Origin of the sequence: Trichocoleus sp. FACHB-6 (genome assembly GCF_014695815.1) — a bacterium.
Classification (GTDB): domain Bacteria; phylum Cyanobacteriota; class Cyanobacteriia; order Cyanobacteriales; family FACHB-T130; genus Funiculus; species Funiculus sociatus.
Genome location: NZ_JACJOY010000021.1, coordinates 84240 through 106022 on the forward strand (window position 1 = coordinate 84240; position 21783 = coordinate 106022).

The 21783-nt window shown below is 45.8% G+C and carries 11 protein-coding genes and 1 pseudogene; 6 read left to right on the forward strand and 6 right to left on the reverse strand.

Annotated elements, in window-relative coordinates; translation table 11 throughout:
- Window positions 1–38: 38 nt before the first annotated feature.
- Window positions 39–749, reverse strand: coding sequence for a gamma-glutamyl-gamma-aminobutyrate hydrolase family protein (locus H6F66_RS03995; protein ID WP_190418434.1), 711 nt, complete (start codon window positions 747–749; stop codon window positions 39–41).
- Window positions 750–1015: 266 nt separating this feature from the next.
- On the opposite strand from H6F66_RS03995, the gene H6F66_RS04000 reads away from it, so the two are divergent.
- The 3 genes from H6F66_RS04000 (at window position 1016) to H6F66_RS04010 (ending at window position 2691) form a co-directional block, all read left to right on the forward strand.
- Entirely contained in the window at window positions 1016–1498 is a 483-nt protein-coding gene (locus H6F66_RS04000; RefSeq protein WP_190418436.1) for a hypothetical protein, read from the forward strand.
- A gap of 45 nt (window positions 1499–1543) precedes the next feature.
- Window positions 1544–1795, forward strand: a complete 252-nt coding sequence (locus H6F66_RS04005) for a hypothetical protein (RefSeq protein WP_190418438.1) — start codon at window positions 1544–1546, stop codon at window positions 1793–1795.
- Between the two features lie 71 nt (window positions 1796–1866).
- Window positions 1867–2691: a hypothetical protein gene (locus H6F66_RS04010; RefSeq protein WP_190418440.1), complete on the forward strand. Its 825-nt coding sequence runs from the start codon at window positions 1867–1869 to the stop codon at window positions 2689–2691.
- 66 nt (window positions 2692–2757) lie between these two features.
- Here the strand turns inward: H6F66_RS04010 and H6F66_RS04015 are convergent, their stop codons facing one another.
- From H6F66_RS04015 to H6F66_RS04035, 5 genes are all read right to left on the reverse strand, one after another.
- Complete coding sequence (locus H6F66_RS04015) at window positions 2758–4908, reverse strand: response regulator (protein WP_190418442.1); 2151 nt, start codon at window positions 4906–4908, stop codon at window positions 2758–2760.
- Between the two features lie 197 nt (window positions 4909–5105).
- Window positions 5106–5678 carry a chemotaxis protein CheB gene (locus H6F66_RS04020; RefSeq protein WP_190418444.1) on the reverse strand — a complete coding sequence of 191 codons (573 nt, stop codon included), beginning with the start codon at window positions 5676–5678 and terminating at the stop codon, window positions 5106–5108.
- A 179-nt stretch (window positions 5679–5857) separates the two neighbouring features.
- On the reverse strand, window positions 5858–6682 hold the full coding sequence (locus tag H6F66_RS04025; RefSeq protein WP_190418491.1) for a protein-glutamate O-methyltransferase CheR: 825 nt from the start codon (window positions 6680–6682) through the stop codon (window positions 5858–5860).
- Between the two features lie 251 nt (window positions 6683–6933).
- Entirely contained in the window at window positions 6934–13644 is a 6711-nt protein-coding gene (locus H6F66_RS04030; protein ID WP_190418446.1) for a HAMP domain-containing protein, read from the reverse strand.
- A 337-nt stretch (window positions 13645–13981) separates the two neighbouring features.
- Complete coding sequence (locus tag H6F66_RS04035) at window positions 13982–14833, reverse strand: Npun_R2479 family HD domain-containing metalloprotein (protein WP_190418448.1); 852 nt, start codon at window positions 14831–14833, stop codon at window positions 13982–13984.
- A gap of 610 nt (window positions 14834–15443) precedes the next feature.
- On the opposite strand from H6F66_RS04035, the gene H6F66_RS04040 reads away from it, so the two are divergent.
- From H6F66_RS04040 to H6F66_RS04050, 3 genes and pseudogenes are all read left to right on the forward strand, one after another.
- A complete protein-coding gene (locus tag H6F66_RS04040) occupies window positions 15444–17387 on the forward strand; it encodes an AAA-like domain-containing protein (protein WP_190418451.1) in 1944 nt (647 codons plus the stop codon).
- A gap of 43 nt (window positions 17388–17430) precedes the next feature.
- Window positions 17431–17598 (forward strand): annotated as a pseudogene (locus tag H6F66_RS04045) (DUF4058 family protein); the annotation flags it as partial.
- Window positions 17599–17754: 156 nt separating this feature from the next.
- Entirely contained in the window at window positions 17755–21231 is a 3477-nt protein-coding gene (locus H6F66_RS04050; protein ID WP_190418455.1) for a GAF domain-containing protein, read from the forward strand.
- Window positions 21232–21783 lie beyond the last annotated feature (552 nt).

Here is a 21783-nt window from a genome sequence, read left to right on the forward strand (position 1 = left end):
ATATCCTTCAGGCGATCGCATCCTCTATTTCTTTAAAATTAGCTCATGCGATCGCGTGCTGCTTCGACTAGCGACTGGAAGATGCGTTGCTGATGCGGATCGTGGGGTGCCATTTCTGGATGCCATTGGAGAGCGATCGCCCAAGGATGCGTTTCATGCTCTAATGCTTCAATAACACCATCACCAGCTTTTGCCGTGACGCGCCACCCCACCGGAACTGTTCGCACAGCTTGATGATGCCAAGATACTATATGTGCCTCTGTGATGCCAATTGTAGATGCGAGGCGACTTTTTGGGCAAATTTTTACAGTATGCTCAGAATGGCGAGACTGATGAGAACGGTGCGCGATCGCTTCCCCAAATTCATCTGGCAAATGTGGCACCAAATTACCGCCAGTTGCTACCACCAGCACTTCTAAACCGCGACAAATACCCAAAACAGGGATATCTGTAGCCAGCACCAACTTTGCTAAAGCTAACTCAAAGCGATCGCGTTGCTGATCTACGTTATAAACTGTCGGATGCGATGAACCATTGTAAAGGGTCGGCTCAATATCACCCCCGCCAGATAAAATTAAACCATCCACTCGTTCTAAAATGGCACCTGGATCGGGTTCTCCCGGCGGTAATAAGATGGGTAAGCCACCTGCTAGCCGCACTGCGTCTACATATTCGCCCCGCACGCAGAACAGACTCGTTCCCAACTGTCCGGCGGTGGTGATTCCAATAAGTGGCAGTTTAGATTTCATTTTCAAATTTTAGTAGTTGATATAGTGTTCTAATTCTCAGGCTGTTACCTGGGTATTATCAGTATTCCCGTCCTGATGTTTGAAATTACATAAATCACATTTAGCATTGTTCTGCATACAGATATAGGGGCGCACGGCTGTACACCCCTACATAAACGAACCAAATAACTTTGAATTTTAGTAAATCAAAGTTGCAATCAGAAATTTGTATTGAGAGATACTGCAACCTTAGTAAAATTAAGACAATTATGCACAAGGTAAAAAGCATGAATGAAGCACAGCCGCCTATTCCCTTAGCTACTCTCACTGATGTAGCGGCAATTGATGCAACTGTCAAAGAGTTGTATGCGGCAATTTCTTTTGTTGAGGGAGAACCAAACTGGAACCTCCTGCGATCGCTATTTGCTCCAGCTGGACAAATGATTCATGTGAAGGTAAACAGCGTCGAGGCAATGTCGGTTGAAACTTTTATTTCCCGAATGGCTGAACAAATTCAAACAGGAAAGTTGCGGGGATTTTACGAAGTAGAAATTTCCCGCCGTCTGGAATTGTTTGGAAATATTGCCCATGTTTTTAGCACATTTGATGCCCGCTACAAGGCAGACGATCCGAAACCCCTGGCGCGTGGCATCAATAGTATTCAACTGCTCAAAAATGGCGATCGCTGGTTGGTTATCTCCCTATTATGGGACGAGGAGCGCAGCGATCGCCCAATTCCAGCCGAGTACCTTCCTGAAGGCATTGCTTGAACCGAAAGCGCCCTTGTAGACCAGCACAAAATTTGTGGTGATTTTTTGCCGGATTTGCCTGGGGAACGGCGAGTATTAGATAAAAGGAATTGGGCGATTCTCTATCTATCTGAAGGAACATACTGCTCTAGAAAAGCGTCTCAGAATTTGGCAGAACTGCAAGCAAAAGGAATTCTCCAACAGCAGCGCCAATCGGAAGCAAAAATTAAAGCGCTAACGGGTAAAGCAGTACCTCCAACAGGAGAGAAGGCATGGCGAACTGATGCGAGTAAATCTCCTTTCGTAGGTATCCCCTAAGGGGATAGTTTTGCTTTTATTAGGCTCTTTGAAAAGTAAAGCAGCAAATTTTAAACTTCGAGGTAAAGAGAATGCTCAACAGATTCAAACCAGTTCTTTTAACAGCGCTCCTCGTTGCCATTGCCAGCCCTACTATAATTCCCCAACAGGTACAGGCGCAAAGCCTTGATCGCCGCTACTACGGGCAAATTGAGCAACTTTTAGAGCGGATAGAAACGAGAACAGATAGTTTTCGCCGTGTCATCGACCAAGCGCTAGATCGCACCCGTCTGGATGGTTCCAGCAGAGAAGATAACATCAACGAGTACATCAGAAATTTTGAAGAAGCGACAAATCGGCTGCGCGATCGCTACAACAGACGACAAGTTGTTTCTAGTGATGTTCGGGAAGTGCTAAATAGGGCAGCTAGAATAGATGAATTTATGCAGCGCAGACGTTTGGGAGGTGAAGCTGAACGCGAGTGGGCGAGTCTGCGTCGCGACTTGGTGCAACTAGATCGCATCGCCCCAGGAACGACCACACCAGGAGGCGATAGCCGCTCGTACAATGGGCAAGTGCAGCAACTGGTAAACAACATAGAAAGAAACGCCAATCGGTTTCGCAGTAGCCTTGACCAAGCACTAGACCGCACTCGTCTGGATGGTTCTAACCGAGAAGACCAAATTAACCAGTATGCCAAAGATTTTGAAAGTGCGACAAATCGGCTGCGCGATCGCTACAACAATCGTCAAACTGCTACCGCTGATGTGCAGCAAGTGCTAACTAGCGCATATCAAATAAATACTTTCATGCAGCGCCGACGTTTGGGCGGTCAGGCTGAAAGCGACTGGGCAATGTTGCGCCGAGACTTGAATGAACTAGAGCGGGTTTATTTCAACAGAAGCGGAAGGTTTTAAAAAGGCAATTTGCTAATAGCTAATGGCTAATTGTTAAATGCCATTAGCTATTAGCAAAAAACCTAATTAAGTATTAGTCTCCGAGCGCTCCAAATCCGAGATATTTTCTCTTTGGGCAAGTTGGGCAACCATTGCAATTAATTCAGCTGGCTGCACTGGTTTAGGTAGATGCGTCTGAAAGCCAGCTTCTAGCGATCGCGATCGCTCTTCACCCTTAGCATACCCAGACAGAGCGATCGCTGGAATCGTCTCCCCACCTTCTGCCTCCAAGGATCTGACTTTGCGGATCAACCCATAACCGTCCTCCATCGGCATCCCAATATCGCTCACCAGTACATCTGGTTTCAAATGTTCAAGTGCCAGGAGTGCCTCCTGCACCGATCCTACAGCCGTCACTTGCATCTGATATTCTTCTAGCACTGTAGTCAGAAAATCGCGAGTGTCAGTATCGTCATCCACCACCAGCACCTGCAATCCTGTGAGGGAGTGATGGGACGATGGGGTTATCGGATGCTCGCAATTAGGAGTGGGGGACAAGGTAACTTCCTGATCTCCCAAGCCTCTCTTATTTTCCGAAACAACTTCCCTACTTCCAGGGAGTGGCAGATTTACAATAAACGTCGCCCCCTGATCCTCTCCTTCACTCTGGGCAAAGACAGTACCGCCTTGCAGTTCCACCAAGTGGCGGACAATCGCCAAACCCAGTCCCAGACCGCCATATCGCCTTGTTGTTGTGCTATCAGCCTGACGGAAGCGATCAAAAATATACGGTAGAAAGTCTGCGCTAATGCCAACGCCGGTGTCGCTTACCTTAATTTGGGCATAGCTGTCTGTTGGTGTTTTCACATTCCAACTTAACAACTCTTTCCTGACGACTGACAGTTCAACTTCGACACGTCCTCCAGCAGGTGTGAACTTAATCGCATTCGAGAGAAGATTCCAGACAACTTGCTGCAAGCGGCTTGGATCGCCGGAGACAATCAGGGGTGTTATCGATAAATTGTCCGTCTCCTTTAAAGAGGAATCCATTACAAAATCTAGTTGAATCTCCTTATCAACAGCTGCCAGACGCAACGTATCTATCGCCGCCTCAACAATTGGTATCAGGTTGACTTGGCAAATATTTAGATTCAGTTTGCCTCGAATAATCCGCGAGACATCCAAAATATCCTCGATGAGTTGCGCCTGCAACTTCGCGTTGCGCTCAATCGTTTCCAAAGCACGAGCCGTAGTCTTTTCATCAAATTTCCGACTCCGGAGCAGCTGCGTCCAGCCCAGCATTGAGTTCAGGGGGGTGCGGAGTTCGTGGGAAAGGGTTGCTAGGAACTCGTCTTTTACCCGGTTTGCCGCCTCTGCTTCCTGTCGTGCCACCTGTTCGCGGATAATTTGAGCGCGTGCTTCTTCTGCGGCTTTGCGCTCGGTGATGTCTTCTACTGTGCCAACATAACCGATAAGTTCGCCTTGAGCGGAGAGCATTGGGGATGAGCGGGCATTAACCCAACGCACTATGTCCTCATGAGGCGGTTGTACGCGAAACTCGTCCGAGTATTCCCTGCCTTCATTGGCGCAGGTATACCAAGTGCTAAAGACCGCCTCGCGGTCATCGGGATGAATTGCGGCAGCCCAACCTTCTCCTAAACTCTCTTCAAGGGTGATGCCATAAATAGCTTGGTAGCGTGGGTTGGTGTAGGTACAGTTACCTTCGATATCTGTTAAGAAAATACCAACAGGCGAGCAGGCACTCAAAGAACGAAATTGCTCTTCACTTTTTCTCAGGTTTGCATTGACGGCTGCAAGTTGTGTAGCTTGTCGTTTTACCTCCTCTGTCTTTTTGAACAGGTCAACAAACACCGCCACCTTAGATAATAATATTTCCGGCTCTAGAGGCTTCAGCAGGTAGTCCACCGCACCCAGTGAATAACCTTTAAACACAAAACTGTCGCTGGTGCTGAATGCTGTCAGGAAAATAATGGGGGTGTAGCGCGACGATGGGCGTTGTCTAATCAACGTCGCTGTCTCAAATCCATCCATTCCTGGCATCTGGACATCGAGCAAAATCACAGCAAAATCTTGATTTAGCAGGCACCTCAAGGCTTGTTCGCCCGATGTGGCTCTTACCAAATTTTGGCCGAGACTGCCCAGTATTGCCTCTAAAGCCAACAGATTTTCTGGATGATCGTCCACTAAAAGGACATTAACTTTATCTTTGGGCTGCATTTTATAGCGGTGCTTTAAACAAAGGCGGAATTGATCAAATCGGGGTTCTTCTGAGACTGGCAGTATTTAGCATTGGATACCACTATCCAAGGTTACAAACTTCAGGCACAGGAATCCAGAATGTAGAAATAAGAGTTTTATAGTTCTACATTTTTAAATGCAACGCCCTGATACTTTAGGTGTAGCAAGCCTGCTATTCACTGGACTGCTGGTTGACAAAGTTTGATTAAACACGGGGCAATGTCGTGTATCTGCAAAATCCAGTCTACCTCTACAGATGCGATCGCTGCTTCTGGCATAATACGACTTTCTGCTGTTTCTGGATCTTGAACTATAGCTAATCCGCCGTGTGCTTTGATTTTCAGCAGTCCCCAAACACCATCCCGACTCGCCCCCGTCAAAATCACCCCGATAACGCGATCGCTATAAGCATCAGCTGCTGACTCGAACAATACATCAATAGACGGTCTTGCATGGCTGACAGGAGCCTCAGTGGAGAGAGCAAAGTGACCTGCTTCCACCAGCAAATGATAATCGGCGGGAGCCAAATATACCCTTCTTGGCTGAATTTCTTGTTTATCTTCCGCCTCTGTAAGCGGCAGAGGACTATATTGCTGTAAAATGCTGCACAAGGCGTTGTTGGGGTCTTTGTGGCGGTGTTGTGCCACAACCACAGCACAGGGGAAATTTTTTGGCAGACCTGCTAGAAGGCAGCTGAGGGCATCTAAACCACCCAACGACGTACCGATGACGACAATTTCAACTGCCATAACTCTTTTCTCGTCTCTGAGTTCCAGTTTTCTAACTGGGAATGTTAAAGTTGCGGCAGTTGCCGCAACTTTTCTTTATACTATAATTTCTGTCCGCAGAGGGAGGCTGAACCTCCTATAGTTTCATTCCCAGCCAGAGACTGGGAACGAGAAATAAAAAGGCAAATACTTTTGCCTTTTTACCGTATCCGTCTGTAAAGTTTCTCATTCCCTTCCAACTCTTCATAGTGTTTTTCATGAGGAGTTGCTTTGAGTGATTCTTGCCGTCCTAATCCCAAGATTCCAAATCTACCGAGGCTCTCATACAAAAGATTGTGAACCCGCTCTTGAAGCAATTGATTAAAATAAATTAGAACATTTCGGCACAATATAACATTAAATTCATTGAAAGAACTATCAATAGCCAGATTATGTTGGGAAAAGATGACATTTTCCTTCAGAGAGGAGCTAAAAATAGCGCTCTCATAAGCGGCAGTGTAATACTCAGAAAAAGACTTTTTACCGCCAGCATTAATATATTGCTGAGTATATTCTTGCATCATTTGCAGCGGGAAAATCCCAACTTTAGCTTTTCTTAATACCATTTCGTTCATGTCGGTAGCGTAGATTCGACACCGATGATAAAGACCTTCTTCTTGCAGCAGAATTGCCATAGAATAGACTTCTTCGCCAGTGGAACATCCTGCACACCAAATCCGAATAAATGGATAGGTTCGCAATAGCGGTACAACTTTGTGTCTAAATGCTAGATAAAAGGTGGGGTCGCGAAACATAGCTGTAACATTGACGGAGAGATTGAGCAGAAATCTCTCCATACATTCTGGATCGTGGAGTACCTTTTCCTGAAGTGCGGATACGCTAGTTAACTCCTCCTCTTGAATGGTGTTCCAAATACGGCGTTTGAGTGAGGCTGGAGCATAATTTCTAAAATCAAAACCGTAATACAGATATACACCTTCTAATAGCAACTGAATTTCTATGTCTTCGAGTTCAGTTTTTTTCATGGAAACAAGGCGATCAGCAAGTTGCATAAGGCTAATATTCCACCTCCTTTATTTTTATAAATACCAGGAATTCGAGAAAGTTGTTGTTAAGACGACTTTCTCGAAATTATTAAAGTAAGTATGGCAGACTCCTAGAAAATAGGGATCTTCCCTAATCCCTAATCCCTTAGCAATAGTAGTTTGCCCACTTATATCCACCATTCGGGAATTGGTGGATATGAGTGGGCAAACATAATCTAATTGCTAGTCCCTTAGCGATAGAGCCAAACTCGCAGCAGCGAAAGTAATTGCTCAGTATCGACAGGTTTGGTGATGTAGTCAGAGGCCCCTGCTTCGATACACTTCTCGCGATCGCCTTTCATGGCTTTGGCGGTGAGGGCGATCATGGGTAGCGATGCGAATTCAGCGATCTCGCGAATGGCTTTCATCGTCTCGTAACCGTCCATTTCCGGCATCATCACGTCCATGAGAACGATATCAATGTCGGGGGTTTCTTGCAACTTAGCAATACCATCTCTGCCGTTTTCAGCATACAAAACCTGCATTTGCTGCTGCTCTAGCATACTTGTCAAAGCAAAGATGTTACGCACATCGTCGTCTACAATCAGGACTTTTTTGCCAGCAAGTACGGGATCGTTCTGATGCAACTGTTCGAGCATTTGGCGCTTGGTTTGAGGCAAGTTTGCCTGGACTCGGTGCAAGAACAAAGCAGTTTCATTAAGGAGACGTTCCGGCGATCGCACGTCTTTGATGATAATTGTATCTGCGATGCGCTTGAGTTCGGTTTCTTGCGCCCTGGTAAGCTCTCTCCCTGTATAAACAATGATTGGCAGCCGATTCATGTTTGGCTCCTGCTTAATCCGTTCAATCAGTTCAAAGCCAGTCATGTCGGGCAATCCCAAATCCAGAACCAGACAGTCAAAGTGTCCGTTTCTCAAGGTTTCCAACGCTTCCTCACCCGTACCCACAGCAGTTGTAACAACATCGCTGTTGCCGATTAGCTCTACAATGCTGTGGCGTTGATTTTCGTCGTCTTCTACGACGAGCAAGTTCTTAACTGGACGCTCAACAAAACCTTTAATTTCAGTCAGCGCCTTCGTTATGGCTTCGCTGGACACAGGTTTTTTCAGATAAGCGATCGCTCCCTGTTGCAAACTGCGCTGTTGTCCTTCCTCAACGGAGAGGATATGTACCGGGATGTGCCGAGTTGCCGGATCGTGCTTCAAACGGTCTAGCACCGTCCAGCCATCCATGATTGGCAACCGGATATCCAGCATAATCGCGTCTGGCTGATAGTGTCGCACCATTGCCAGACCTGTATCGCTTCGCAACGCCACCAGGCCTTTAAAACCTTGCTCTCGTGCCATATCTAACATGATCCGCGCAAAGTTGACGTCATCTTCGATGATCAGCAGGATGCGATCGCCTTGTTCAATATTCTCTCGGTCATCAGCGATCGCTGACGGCGATTGCACATAACCCCTGCCTTCGTCAATAGGCATTGGGTTAGAGACAATAGAACCGTCCTGTGGAGACGAGGCTGGGGGAATCGGGCTTGCTGGTATGGCAGGCACTGAAATCCGACTTGGCGCTGAGTTATGCATAATAGCTGGCGCCTGCCCACTCGTACTGCTGCCGTCTTCTGCGTTGCCGTGGTAAGTTTGGGGTAAATATAGAGTAAACGTGCTTCCCTGACCAGGGCTGCTTACCAGGCGAATTTCTCCGCCCAGCAGTCGGGCAATTTCTCGGCTGATAGATAAGCCTAGTCCGGTACCGCCGTATTTGCGGCTGGTGGTGCCATCAGCTTGCTGAAACGCCTCAAAAATTATTTTCTGCTTACCCGGTTCAATGCCAATGCCCGTATCCCTGACTGCAAAAGCGATCACAGCTTGAGCGCGGTTTAATTCTACTTGGTCTTTACTCCATCCACCTGTCGCCACCTGCACTTGCAATCGTACTTCCCCTCTGTCGGTAAATTTAAAGGCATTGGAAAGCAGATTTTTCAGGACTTGTTGTAAACGTTTCGCGTCGGTATACATCGCCCTTGGCAGAGCTGACTCAAAGTCTAAGACAAAGTTGAGTCCTTTGTCGTGGGCTACTTGCCCGAAGGTGCGTTCCATCTGGCTTCGCAATTCGGCAAATAACATCTGGTCAACATCAACTGACATAGTTCCAGATTCAATTTTTGCCAGATCCAGAATGTCATTAATCAGACCTAATAAATCAGTACCTGCTGAATGAATTGTACGGCTATATTCGACTTGCTTGCCTGTCAAGTTGCCGTCACTGTTATCAGAAAGCAGTCTGGCTAATATCAACAAACTATTGAGTGGTGTCCGCAGTTCGTGGGACATATTTGCCAGAAACTCTGATTTATATTTGGAAGTAAGCGCCAGTTGTTCAGCTTTCTCCTCCACAGACTGCCTTGCTTGTTCAATCTCCTGATTTTTGCGTTCAACTTCTCGGTTTTGGCGTGCCAACAAGCGCGATCGCTCTTCCAATTCCTCATTAGTTTGTTGCAACTGTTCCTGCTGTCTTTTCAGCAGTTCTTCCGATGCTTGCAGCGATTTCGCTTGTTGTTCCAGTCGCTTATTAGTATCAGTTAGTTCTTTTTGCTGAGTTTGCAGTTCTTCTGCCAGAGATTGCGATTGTTTGAGCAATTCTTCTGTTCTCATCGAAGCAGCGATCGTGTTCAACACAATGGCGATACTTTCGGTGAGTTGATCGAAGAAAGTCAGGTGAATTTCGCTAAATCTTCGGAAAGAGGCAAGTTCAATAACTGCTGTAACTTGTCCTTCAAACAAAACTGGTAAAACGACGACATTAATCGGAGTAGATTCCCCTAAGCCAGAGCTAATCTTGATGTAATTGTCTGGTACTTCGGTGAGCAGAATCCGTTCTTTTTCTATGGCGCATTGTCCCACCAAACCTTCACCCAGATGGAAACGATTTGCTAGATGCTTGCGTTCCCGGTAGGCGTAGGTACTCAGGAGTTTTAGATATATCTGATGGTCGATAGATCCTTCCATCAAGTAAAATACGCCGTGTTGCGCGGAAACCAGAGGTGCGAGTTCCGACAAAATCAGTTTGGAGACTGTCTCCAAATCTCGCTGACCTTGTAACATTCGGGTAAACTTGGCTAAGTTGGTCTTCAACCAATCTTGCTCAGTATTTTTCTGCGTAGTCTCCCGCAGGTTAGCGATCATCTGGTTGATATTATCTTTGAGGACTGCTACCTCGCCTTCCGCTTGGACGTTAATCGTGCGGGTCAAATCTCCCTTAGTCACGGCGGTAGCAATTTCAGCAATTGTCCGGATCTGGGTTGTCAGATTCGCCGCTAGTTCGTTCACGTTGTCTGTCAGCGCCCGCCAAGTGCCAGCAGCCCCTGGAACCTTCGCCTGACCTCCCAGTTTACCTTCGATTCCCACCTCACGCGCCACGGTGGTAACTTGCTCAGCAAAGGTTGCTAGGGTGTCGATCATCTCGTTGATCGTATCAGCTAAGGTTTCAATTTCTCCCTTCGCCTCCAGCATCAGTTTTCGCTTCAAGTCGCCATTGGCTACCGCAGTCACGACTTTGGCAATACCGCGCACCTGTGCAGTTAAGTTACCCGCCATTGAGTTTACGTTGTCGGTTAAGTCTTTCCAGGTTCCAGCAACGCCGCGCACCTCTGCTTGACCGCCTAATTTCCCTTCCGTTCCCACCTCACGCGCCACTCTGGTCACTTCTGAGGCGAAGGACGAAAGCTGATCCACCATCACGTTGATCGTGTCTTTGAGATCCAAAATCTCGCCTTTGACATCAACAGTGATTTTCTTGGAAAGGTCGCCGTTAGCAACAGCTTTGGTAACTTCGGCAATATTTCGCACTTGCGCTGTCAAGTTACCCGCCATTGAGTTTACGTTGTCGGTTAAATCTTTCCAAGTTCCAGCAACACCCCGGACGTAAGCTTGTACTCCTAATTTACCTTCCGAACCGACTTCGCGGGCAACCCGCGTCACTTCACTAGCAAAAGAGTTGAGTTGATCCACCATTGTATTAATAGTGTTTTTCAACTCTAAAATTTCGCCTTTGACATCTACGGTAATTTTTTTGGATAGGTCGCCATTAGCAACAGCTGTAGTAACTTCGGCAATATTTCGCACCTGCGCTGTCAAACTTCCCGCCATGAAGTTCACACTGTCGGTCAAGTCCTTCCAAGTTCCCGCTACCCCGCGCACTTCTGCTTGTACACCTAACTTACCTTCAGTTCCCACCTCTCGCGCCACTCTGGTTACTTCCGAGGCGAAGGAATTGAGTTGATCCACCATCGTGTTGACGGTGTTTTTCAACTCCAAAATTTCACCTTTGACATCTACGGTGATTTTCTTCGACAGGTCGCCGTTAGCTACCGCCGTCGTGACGGCGGCGATGTTCCGCACTTGCGCTGTCAAACTTCCCGCCATGAAGTTCACGCTGTCGGTTAAATCTTTCCAGGTTCCCGCTACACCCCGGACATCAGCTTGGACACCCAGTTTACCTTCTGAACCCACCTCACGGGCAACCCTAGTGACTTCCGAGGCAAAAGACGAAAGCTGATCCACCATGATATTAATGGTGTTTTTCAGTTCTAGAATTTCGCCTTTAACTTGGACAGTGATTTTTTTAGAGAGGTCGCCGTTAGCGATCGCCGTCGCCACTTCCGCAATATTTCGCACTTGTTCCGTCAGGTTCCCCGCCATCGAGTTCACGCTGTCGGTCAAGTCTTTCCAAGTTCCTGCCACCCCGCGCACTTCTGCTTGTACGCCCAGCTTACCTTCCGAACCCACCTCTCGCGCCACTCTGGTTACTTCCGAGGCAAAAGACGAAAGCTGATCCACCATGATATTAATGGTGTTTTTCAGCTCTAAAATTTCGCCTTTGACATCTACAGTAATTTTCTTGGACAAGTCCCCATTCGCAACAGCTGTGGTAACTTCCGCAATATTCCGCACCTGCGCCGTCAAGTTCCCCGCCATCGAGTTAACACTGTCGGTCAAGTCCTTCCAAGTTCCCGCCACGCCGCGCACTTCGGCTTGTACGCCTAACTTACCTTCCGTTCCCACCTCTCGCGCCACCCTGGTGACTTCCGAAGCAAAGGAATTGAGTTGATCCACCATCGTATTGACGGTATTTTTCAACTCCAGAATTTCCCCGCGCACATCGACGGTAATTTTCTTAGAAAGGTCGCCATTAGCAACAGCTGTGGTAACTTCGGCGATGTTCCGCACTTGCGCTGTCAAACTTCCCGCCATGAAGTTCACGCTGTCGGTCAAGTCCTTCCAAGTTCCTGCTACGCCCTTGACTTCAGCTTGACCTCCCAGCTTCCCGTCTGCGCCTACCTCTCGCGCCACCCGCGTTACTTCCGAGGCAAAGGACGAAAGCTGATCCACCATGATGTTAACGGTGTTTTTCAGCTCTAAAATTTCACCTTTGACATCTACAGTAATTTTCTTAGAAAGGTCGCCATTAGCAACAGCTGTGGTAACTTCGGCAATATTCCGCACCTGCGCTGTCAAGTTACCCGCCATCAAGTTTACAGAGTCGGTAAGATCCTTCCAGGTGCCAGCGACTCCACCAACTTCGGCTTGTACGCCTAACTTACCTTCAGTTCCCACCTCTCGCGCCACCCGCGTTACTTCCGAAGCAAAGGAATTGAGTTGATCCACCATCGTATTAACGGTGTTTTTCAACTCCAAAATTTCGCCTTTGACATCTACGGTGATTTTCTTAGACAAGTCGCCATTAGCAACAGCTGTAGTAACTTCGGCAATGTTCCGCACCTGCGCTGTCAAACTTCCCGCCATGAAGTTCACGCTGTCGGTCAAGTCCTTCCAAGTTCCCGCCACCCCGCGCACTTCTGCCTGACCGCCTAGTTTCCCGTCTGCACCTACCTCACGCGCTACCCGCGTTACTTCACTAGCAAAGGAATTCAACTGATCCACCATCACGTTGATGGTGTCTTTCAAATCCAAAATCTCGCCTTTGACATCTACGGTAATTTTCTTCGACAAGTCGCCATTAGCAACAGCCGTGGTAACTTCGGCAATGTTCCGCACCTGCGCTGTCAAGTTACCCGCCATTAGGTTCACCGAGTCCGTCAGATCCTTCCAGGTTCCGGCTACACCTCTAACTTGTGCCTGACCGCCTAATTTACCTTCCGTTCCTACTTCTCGCGCCACCCGTGTCACTTCCGAGGCAAAGGAGTTTAGCTGATCCACCATGACGTTGACGGTGTTTTTCAGTTCTAAAATTTCCCCTTTCACATCTACGGTGATTTTCTTGGAAAGGTCGCCGTTAGCAACAGCTGTGGTAACTTCGGCAATATTCCGCACCTGCGCTGTCAAGTTACCTGCCATTAAGTTTACGTTGTCGGTTAAATCCTTCCAAGTTCCGGCAACGCCCTTAACTTCTGCTTGAACGCCCAGCTTACCTTCTGTCCCCACCTCACGCGCCACCCGCGTTACTTCCGAGGCGAAGGACGAAAGCTGATCTACCATCGTGTTGACGACTTCCGCGGTTTGGAGAAATTCACCCTTGAGGGGTCTGTTTTCAATTTCCGTCGCTATTCTCTGAGATAGGTCGCCATTGGCAACTGCCCGGATCACACGAGCAGTTTCAGCTGTAGGTTGAACTAAATCTGTAATCAGTGTATTGACCGATTCAACACTCTTCTCCCAGGAACCGCCTGCGTTTCCCAAGGAGGCACGTTCGGAGATTTTGCCTTCTTTCCCAACAATGGTGCTAATTCGCTCTAATTCGGCTGCCATCCTCTGGTTCAGCTCAATCACATCGTTGAGGGTATCGGCTATTTTCCCGGCTATGCCAGTCTGGTCGATAGGCATCCGAACAGAAAAGTCACCTTTTTTTACAGCTGCTAGGGTTTTGAGGAGTTGTCTTTCGTCGAGATTATCTGTATCGTTGGGTGCCTGTGCAGTTGGCATAGCTTTATTCTTTAAAGGATGTTTACTAATTGCGGTAGCCGAATATTAAGTCGCAGGTGCTGTCATCTCAATGATGATTCTGCCTTATAGAGACATCTGTTGACATCTTTTCTTTTGTGTTTCCCCACAGAACTTAACCCCCAGCCGCTTCGTTTGCACTTGGTGGGTTAGAAAGCCAGCGCCTTGCGTATTTTCCTAACCCTTGTGGTGACTGGCGTGGAGGAGTCAGGGTGTAGTGCATCAAACTGATTTTTTATAGAAGTGAAGACGACCACCTCACTTATATAGCATTCCCTTCTCTGACCTAGGAACGAGAAGTGGTAGGATGAGCGATCGCTTAACGCTTGTGAGCTACGGGGGATTCGTACTCGACCCGAAACACGTTCGCGTAGAGGTTCGCCAAAATCTGCTTTCCCTCTTGCGTCACGTCCAAGAAATCCAACCCTGTTTGAATGTAGGGAAAAACAACATTCCAATAAAACTTTGGGTAGTTTCTCCGCAAGTCGCCTGGGTTGCGGTAGCCTAAGTCTTTGTTCACTCCTGTTTCTTCAAATTCGTAGAACAAGGCACTAATTTTTTGCAAGTAGCGCGGATCGCTCATTTGCCCGATTAAATCGGCGGCGCGAATTAATCCAGGAAAGTTTGTTGTGTCTTGATGATCTTCGTCTGCTGGCACAGGAAAACGGGTTAATTCGATATTGCGCTTAATCACTTCGGCATCAATTAGTTTGTGACCGCCAAAGCGCTCTTCAATAAACTGTTTTCCCCGATCCACATGGTAAGGTGTGAGGCTGGCATCGGTTAAACCTGGAGGTAGGGAAACCATTGTACCGTTTACACCTGTGGCATACAGTCTTTCACTGTTTCGGTCTGCCAGACAAACGCCTTTAACGTACCCGATATCGTGGCACAACAAAGAAATGATGGCGTGCAACCAATCTTCGCAGTACACTCTACCTTCGCGAATTTGCTTCCCCCGCAAAATTTCCTGTCCCACTAATGTGACGTAAATTGTGTGTTCGACGTTGTGATAAAGGGCATCGCTGTTGGCAATGTTTTCCAGCGCCATGTTTCCAGCCCACGCGATGATGTCGGCGTAGTCTGGTTTGAGTCCGCCGTAAGTGCGGCGGTAGCCAGCTCGCAGGCATTCAACGAAGGTATCAATCATCACTGTGGTGGGATTAAACATCTCTATTCCCCTGACAAAAATTCTGCGAAGTAATAAATTAAATTAATGAAGTCAGTTGTGACAATTCTAATTTGATAATCATAATTATTTGGATAAATACATTATATTAATTATGTATTATTTCTAAAAGTAAAACCGGGTGAATTAGAAACTTATATCAGTAGTTTCACTTATGTTTCATTAGATAGCAACCAGGAAAGCTCATAAATTTTGAGTATTTTTTCTAGGTTGAGCTGACGACAAGTAACCATGCGCGATCGCGTATTCTTATGTGCAAAGTACGCGATCGCTCTCTAATATGCCCTTCTAGCTGCCGAAAACCCCAGGAAATCTCAGAAAAACTCCGTAAAAACTCTCTTCTATCGGGAATGTATGATACATAGGGTACAGGGAAAACAGAAAGACAGGGAGAGAGGAAGAAAAGAGATTTTTCTTCCAGGCTGGGGAGCGATACTCTTGCCTGCTATCCTAATCATGGCAAGCATTTTGCCTGTCTTCCAAGACGGAACATCTACAGACTGGAACAGTTGCATTTTGTATAATATAGACTATTACTTAGTTAAACTTTGAAAAAATACTTGATTTTTTCAAACAAAAATTTACACAACCTATGGATGTTAAAGAGGCATTAGAGTTTACAGATAGCTTAATTTGTGCTACTACGGGAAAATACCTAAATGACCTCGAACGGCAAGTATTTACAGGGTCTTGGGAAGGTAAAACTTATGAAGATATTTACCCTCTTCACCCTCAGTATATAGAAAAAGATGTTGGCTATAAGTTATGGAAAAAGCTGTCAAATGCCTTAGATGAAAAGGTTACAAAAAAAAACTTTAAAGGAGCGATAGAACGCGCCATTAAGCAGCAGCCACAATCTACAGAAGCGCCAATAATTCTTGACCAAAAATCACCCCCACAAGAAGCAGCGTGTAATTTAAGAGTCTTTATTTCCTATTCTGCTGTTGAGCCTGGGCGGAGCCTTGCGGCTCAGTTTTATGAAGCTATAAATGCTGCTGGACACACAGCATTTATGGCTACTGTAGACGCAAATAATTTGTCTAAGTCCTCTGATTTACCAGAAAACTCGCTAGATCGCATTGATATCGAATTGCAACACTGCGACTATTTTTTGTTGCTACTTTCTCCCCAAGCTGCGGTTAGTGAAATGGCACTCGAAGAGTTACGACTGGCTAAAGAGTTGCGGTTTATTCACCATAAGCCAATTGTGCTACCTATTCGCGTTAATTGTCCCTTAAATTCGTCTTTAAACCACGATTTACGCGGCTATTTGCAGGGGATAGGGCAACTTGAATGGGAATCCCCGGCTGATACTGCAACTCTTGTGCAAGAAGTCCTGAACCTTTTAGCAAGTAAGGGGGATTGGGGGGATGGGAGATTGGCAAAGTATAGAGACATTGCATACAACATCTCTACAATCCAAAATAACGCGATGTTTTGGGAAGAATCAATCTCCCCAAAAATCGCTTCAAAATCCAAAATTCCCTCTCCTTTACCAGTAGCAGAACCAGAGTTACCAAGCGGTCAAGTACGTTTGGCTTCGGCTTTTTATGTGGAACGAGTTCCCTATGAAGCTCAATGTTACAAAGAAATTTTGCAACCAGGGGCGCTGATTAGGATTAAAGCACCGAGACAGATGGGGAAAACTTCCCTAATGGCGAGAATCTTGTATCAGGCACAAGAGCAGGGATATCGCACAGTTCCGTTGAGTTTTCAACACGCAGATACGGCAGTTTTTACAAATTTGAACCAACTATTAAAGTGGTTTTGCGCGAGAATTTCTCGAAAGCTGCGGCTACCGCATCAAGTTGATGATTATTGGTCTGATACTTATGGCAGTAAGGATAATTGTACTGCTTATTTTGAAGATTGTTTGTTGTCAGGAAACGAGAGTCCACTGGTGTTAGGTTTGGATGAGGTGGATCGGGTTTTTCAATATCCGAAAATTGCCGATGATTTTTTTGGGTTGCTACGTGCTTGGTATGAGGAAGCTGGATATGGTGGTGGCGATAGCGATCGCTGGCAACAACTGCGTCTGGTGGTGGTACACTCAACGGAAGTTTATATCCCCCTTAATGTCAATCAATCGCCGTTTAATGTAGGGTTGCCGATTGAGTTACCAGATTTTAGCCCGGAACAGGTGCAAGATTTAACTGAGCGTCATGGGCTGAATTGGGATGCAACGCAGGTTGAGCAATTGATGACGTTAGTAGGTGGACATCCTTATTTAGTAAGATTGGCGCTTTATCATATCGCTCAACAGACGATTACGTTGGAGCAATTTTTGGAAACTGCTCCGACAGAGGCGGGACTTTACGATGACCATTTGCGAAGACATTTGTGGAATCTGCAACAACATTCAGAGTTAGCAGCTGCTTTCGCTAAAGTAGTGACAGCGGACACACCCGTAGAATTAGAATCAGTGCCAGCATTTAAACTGCACAGCATGGGACTGGTACAGTTGCAGGGAAATTATGTCACGCCGCGCTTCGATTTGTATCGGCAATATTTTAGCGATCGCTTGGGAAAATTTTAGATATTAAAACGAATTTGACCAAATTATTACTATAGGTGAGACAATGCCTTCTCCATTTCCAGGGGTAGATCCATATTTAGAAAATCCTGAATTGTGGGCTGAGGTACATCATCGGTTAATTATCGCGATCTTCATTGCCATAGCACCCTATCTTCGTCCTAAATATCGCGTAGCAATTGAAAAGTCGATTTATTTAAGTGATATAGAAGAAAGGGGTACGGTGATGAGGAGATTGTGAGCGAAGCGACAGGTCGGCGCGAGGCTAACGCTATCGCACTGTTCGCTAAAAGTATAGATAAGTTATTAATTACTCACAAAAAACTCATTTATCAGAAGCATGGTGTTTTCTACCCAATCAGAACCCCTTATGACCCAAGAGCCAAATTCAGCCTATAACTATAAAGTGGGTGGACATTTACCGCTTGATGCTCCCACTTATGTAGTGCGACAGGCAGATTTTGACTTATATGAAGGACTGAAGGCGGGGGAGTTTTGTTATGTGCTGAATTCTCGGCAGATGGGGAAAACTAGCTTGCGGGTGCAAACGATGCACAAGTTGCAAGCAGAAGGATTCGCCTGTGCAGCAGTAGACTTGACGAAAATTGGTAGCCAAGATATTACGCCGGATCAGTGGTATGCAGGGGTGATGCGGCGTTTGGTGACAAGTTTCCAGCTTTCAGACAAGATTAACTTACAGAGTTGGTTGCGCGATCGCGCTTTTCTTCCTCCGGTGCAGCGCTTGAGTGAATTTATCGAACAAGTGCTGCTAACATCAGTCAGCCAGAAAATTGTTATTTTTATCGACGAAATTGATAACGTTCTCAGCTTAAATTTTAAGACTGATGACTTTTTTGCGTTTATCCGCGCCTGCAATGAATACGAACGTCTAACTTTTGCCTTACTGGGGGTGGCGAGTCCCTCTGATTTGATGCAAGACAAAAACCGGACTCCTTTTAATATCGGTCGGGCGGTTGAATTATATGGTTTTCAATTACACGAAGCGCAGCTTTTAGCGGAGGGTTTAGCAGGGAAAATTAGCAATCCTCAAGAAGTGCTTAAAGCGGTATTAGATTGGACGGGAGGACAGCCTTTTCTTACCCAAAAACTTTGCAAATTAGTCCTCCAACAAGCAGAGAAAAACTTATTACCCATTAACGAAATTCCAGATTGGGTTGAGAAATTAGTGCGATCGCGTATCATCGAGAGTTGGGAAGCGATGGATGAACCACCGCATCTAAAGACGATACGCGATCGCATTCTCCGAATTGGACAGCGAAGCCGTGCGCTACTGGATATCTATCAGTTAATTTTGCAACGAGATGAATTAGCATTTGACCAAAGTTCAGAACAAATTGAATTGCTACTCTCAGGAGCAATTGTCAAGCGGCAAGGGAAGTTAAAGGTTTGTAACCGCATTTATGCCTCTGTCTTTAACGAGAGATGGGTGAACAAGGCATTAGCGGATATGCACGCCGACTTTATGCAAATTGTTGCCACGCAAGAACAAAAACTTCTATCTATGCTTAGCGTGATGGAAGGCAAGACATTTAATGATATTCTTTCAGAAATATTAGGTTCTATTACCTTTAAAATGGGCGAACTACTGAGCGTAGATCGCACAACAATTTTCTTTATAGATGAAGAAAAAAGTGAACTTTGGTCAATTATCGCTAGACATGAAGACGGAAATCATCCCGAACTTCAAATTTTGTCAAATAAAGAAACGAAAGGACGGTTAACTTATTTCAAAAAATTTGTCAGCACTCCCTTTAGCTTTTGCGACGAGCCGGCTGATTTGGAAGCGGACGAGCCAGACAACAATAAGGGATATCGCACCTACAACGAGTTAATTTTACCATTATTAAATGAGCAGGGAGATTTAGTTGCAGTAGTCCAATTACTAAATAAGTTAAAGCAGCCGAATAATCCGCAAGCTCGCTTAGCAGAAAGAATTGATAAATACGGCTTCACAGAAGCCGATCAAAAACAGTTTGCTGACTATGCTCCGGCAATTCGTCGAATTTTGGAAAGATGCCAGTATTGTTACAAATTAGCCCAAAGGCTACAAGCCTCAGAAGCACTCACAGAAGCAACGCGATCGCTCTCTCAAAGCAGCCTCGATTCTGAAGAAGTCCTGGGTCGAGTTATGGATGCGGCAAAAAAACTGATGAATGCCGACCGCAGCACGCTTTGGTTAATAGATCGAGAGGCAAATGAACTATGGACAAAAATTCTTTTTGAGGACGGTTCTTTTCAAGAATTGCGAGTCAAAGTAGGGCAAGGTTTTGCTGGCAAAGTTGCCGCATCGGGAGAAACTTTAAATCTTCCCTTCGATCTGTACGATCACCCTGATTCGGAAACAGCCAAAAAAACTGATCAAAAGACGGGTTATCGCACTTGTAGTTTACTCTGTATGCCCGTTTTCAGTCCTGATGGGGAATTATTAGGTGTCACCCAATTAGTGAATAAAAAGAAACTAGGTGTGTTTCCAGAATATAACCCGGATAATTGGCCTGAAGCCCCCGAATGCTTCAAGGCTAGTTTTGACGGAAATAGTGAAAAATATATGCAGATTTTTAACTCTCAAGCGGGGGTTGCTCTGCAAAACGCCCAGAAATTTGCCAGCGTCAAAAAAGAGGCAGAATCTCAGCAAAAAAATGTGGTGAGTCAAACTCTGGCGATGCTAAATAGTGTCATGGATAACCAGGGCTTCGATGATATTTTGGATAGCACCTTGCGTTCGATTACTCTAAAAACGGGCAAGTCTTTGAGTGCCGATCGCACGAGTATCTTTCTATTAGATGAAGATAAAAATGAATTCTGGTCAATTATTGCCGAAGCAGATGGAGATGGTTCTTTAGAAATTCGCATACCTGCCAATAAAGGAATTGTGGGCGAGGTAGCAACCCGTAAAGAAGTTATCAATATTCCCTTTGATTTCTATGACGATCCTCGCTCTGATGCAGCCAAAGAGCAAGACAAAAAAAATGGCTATCGTACTTATACAATGTTAGCGTTGCCGCTCTTAAATGAGCAGGGTAATTTAGTCGCAGTTATTCAGTTACTTAACAAATTAAAGCGGTTTGGCGACCGGACTGCATCCTTAGCAGAAAGAATCGATCAACAGGGCTTTACGGAAGCAGATGAAGAACGATTTGCGGAAAATGCCCCGATGATTCAAATGATTTTAGAAAGCTTCCGCTCTTATCATAAAACAGCTAGGGGACAACGAGTGGCAGCCGCACTAATGGCCGCAGCTCGTTCTGTGAATCAAAGCAGTTTGGAGCTGGAAGAAATTCTCAAGCGGGTCATGGAAGCAGCCAAGAAACTGATGAATGCCGACCGTAGTACTTTGTGGATTTTAGATCAAAAGGCTGGTGAATTGTGGACGCAGATTCCTTTTGACGATGGTTCTGTAAAGGAATTCCGAGTAAAAGTAGGACAAGGTTATGCTGGCAAAGTTGCTGAATCCGGAGAGCCTTTGAATATTCCTTTCGACTTATATTCTCGCCCGGATTCGGATACAGCAAAAAAGACCGATCATCAGACGGGTTATCGCACTTGTAGCTTATTATGTATGCCAGTCTTCAGTCCCGATGGTGATTTGATTGGTGTGACTCAATTAGTTAATAAAAGGAAACTGGGCGATTTTCCCGAATATGACCCGGCGGATGGAGGGGAAGCGCCCGATTATTTCCAGGCTAGTTTTGACGAGAGCGATCAAAAATATATGCAAATATTTAATAATCAAGCTGGAGTTATTCTCCAGAATGCGGAACTTTTTGCAGCATTTAAGAAACAAGAGCGATCGCTATTGAGATCACCAGGCAACCTTGTGATATAACACATCGAAAATGAGTCGATTAGAGGCTTTTGATAAGACATACTCTCTCTTTTTTAAGGGTATGCTACTGTATACACTTCTTGGCGCTTTCAGATTCTCAATTTCTTACTCTAGAGATTGAATCCGCTCAAACAAAACCCAAATAACTTAAACTTCTATATCTGGCAGACTCTCAGAATTGAGCCAACTAGCATCCTTTTTGCTTAATTGTGCAACCCCCAAAAGAACGGGTGTAGCGAATTCCCCAAATCTTCGGGCGAGACAGAGGGGGCCGTTGGGGGGATCTTCGAGGGATGAACATACTTAACCGAACCGTATTGGCACCATTACCTTCTCAGATATTTACAATCTACGGCTAACTGGTACGATTACTGGAGTTTATTCATTTTTGTCTATAGCTCGCGCACAATAAGGGTTAAAGAGCAAAAAGATATGTAAAGACCTAAAAATCTATCGGGAAACCGGATATTGTTGAGGTTAAAATACATAAAGCACAGCGGATAACCGTAGTGAAGGAAAAAAGCTATTTATAGGCTCACGAGTTTTGGCAGA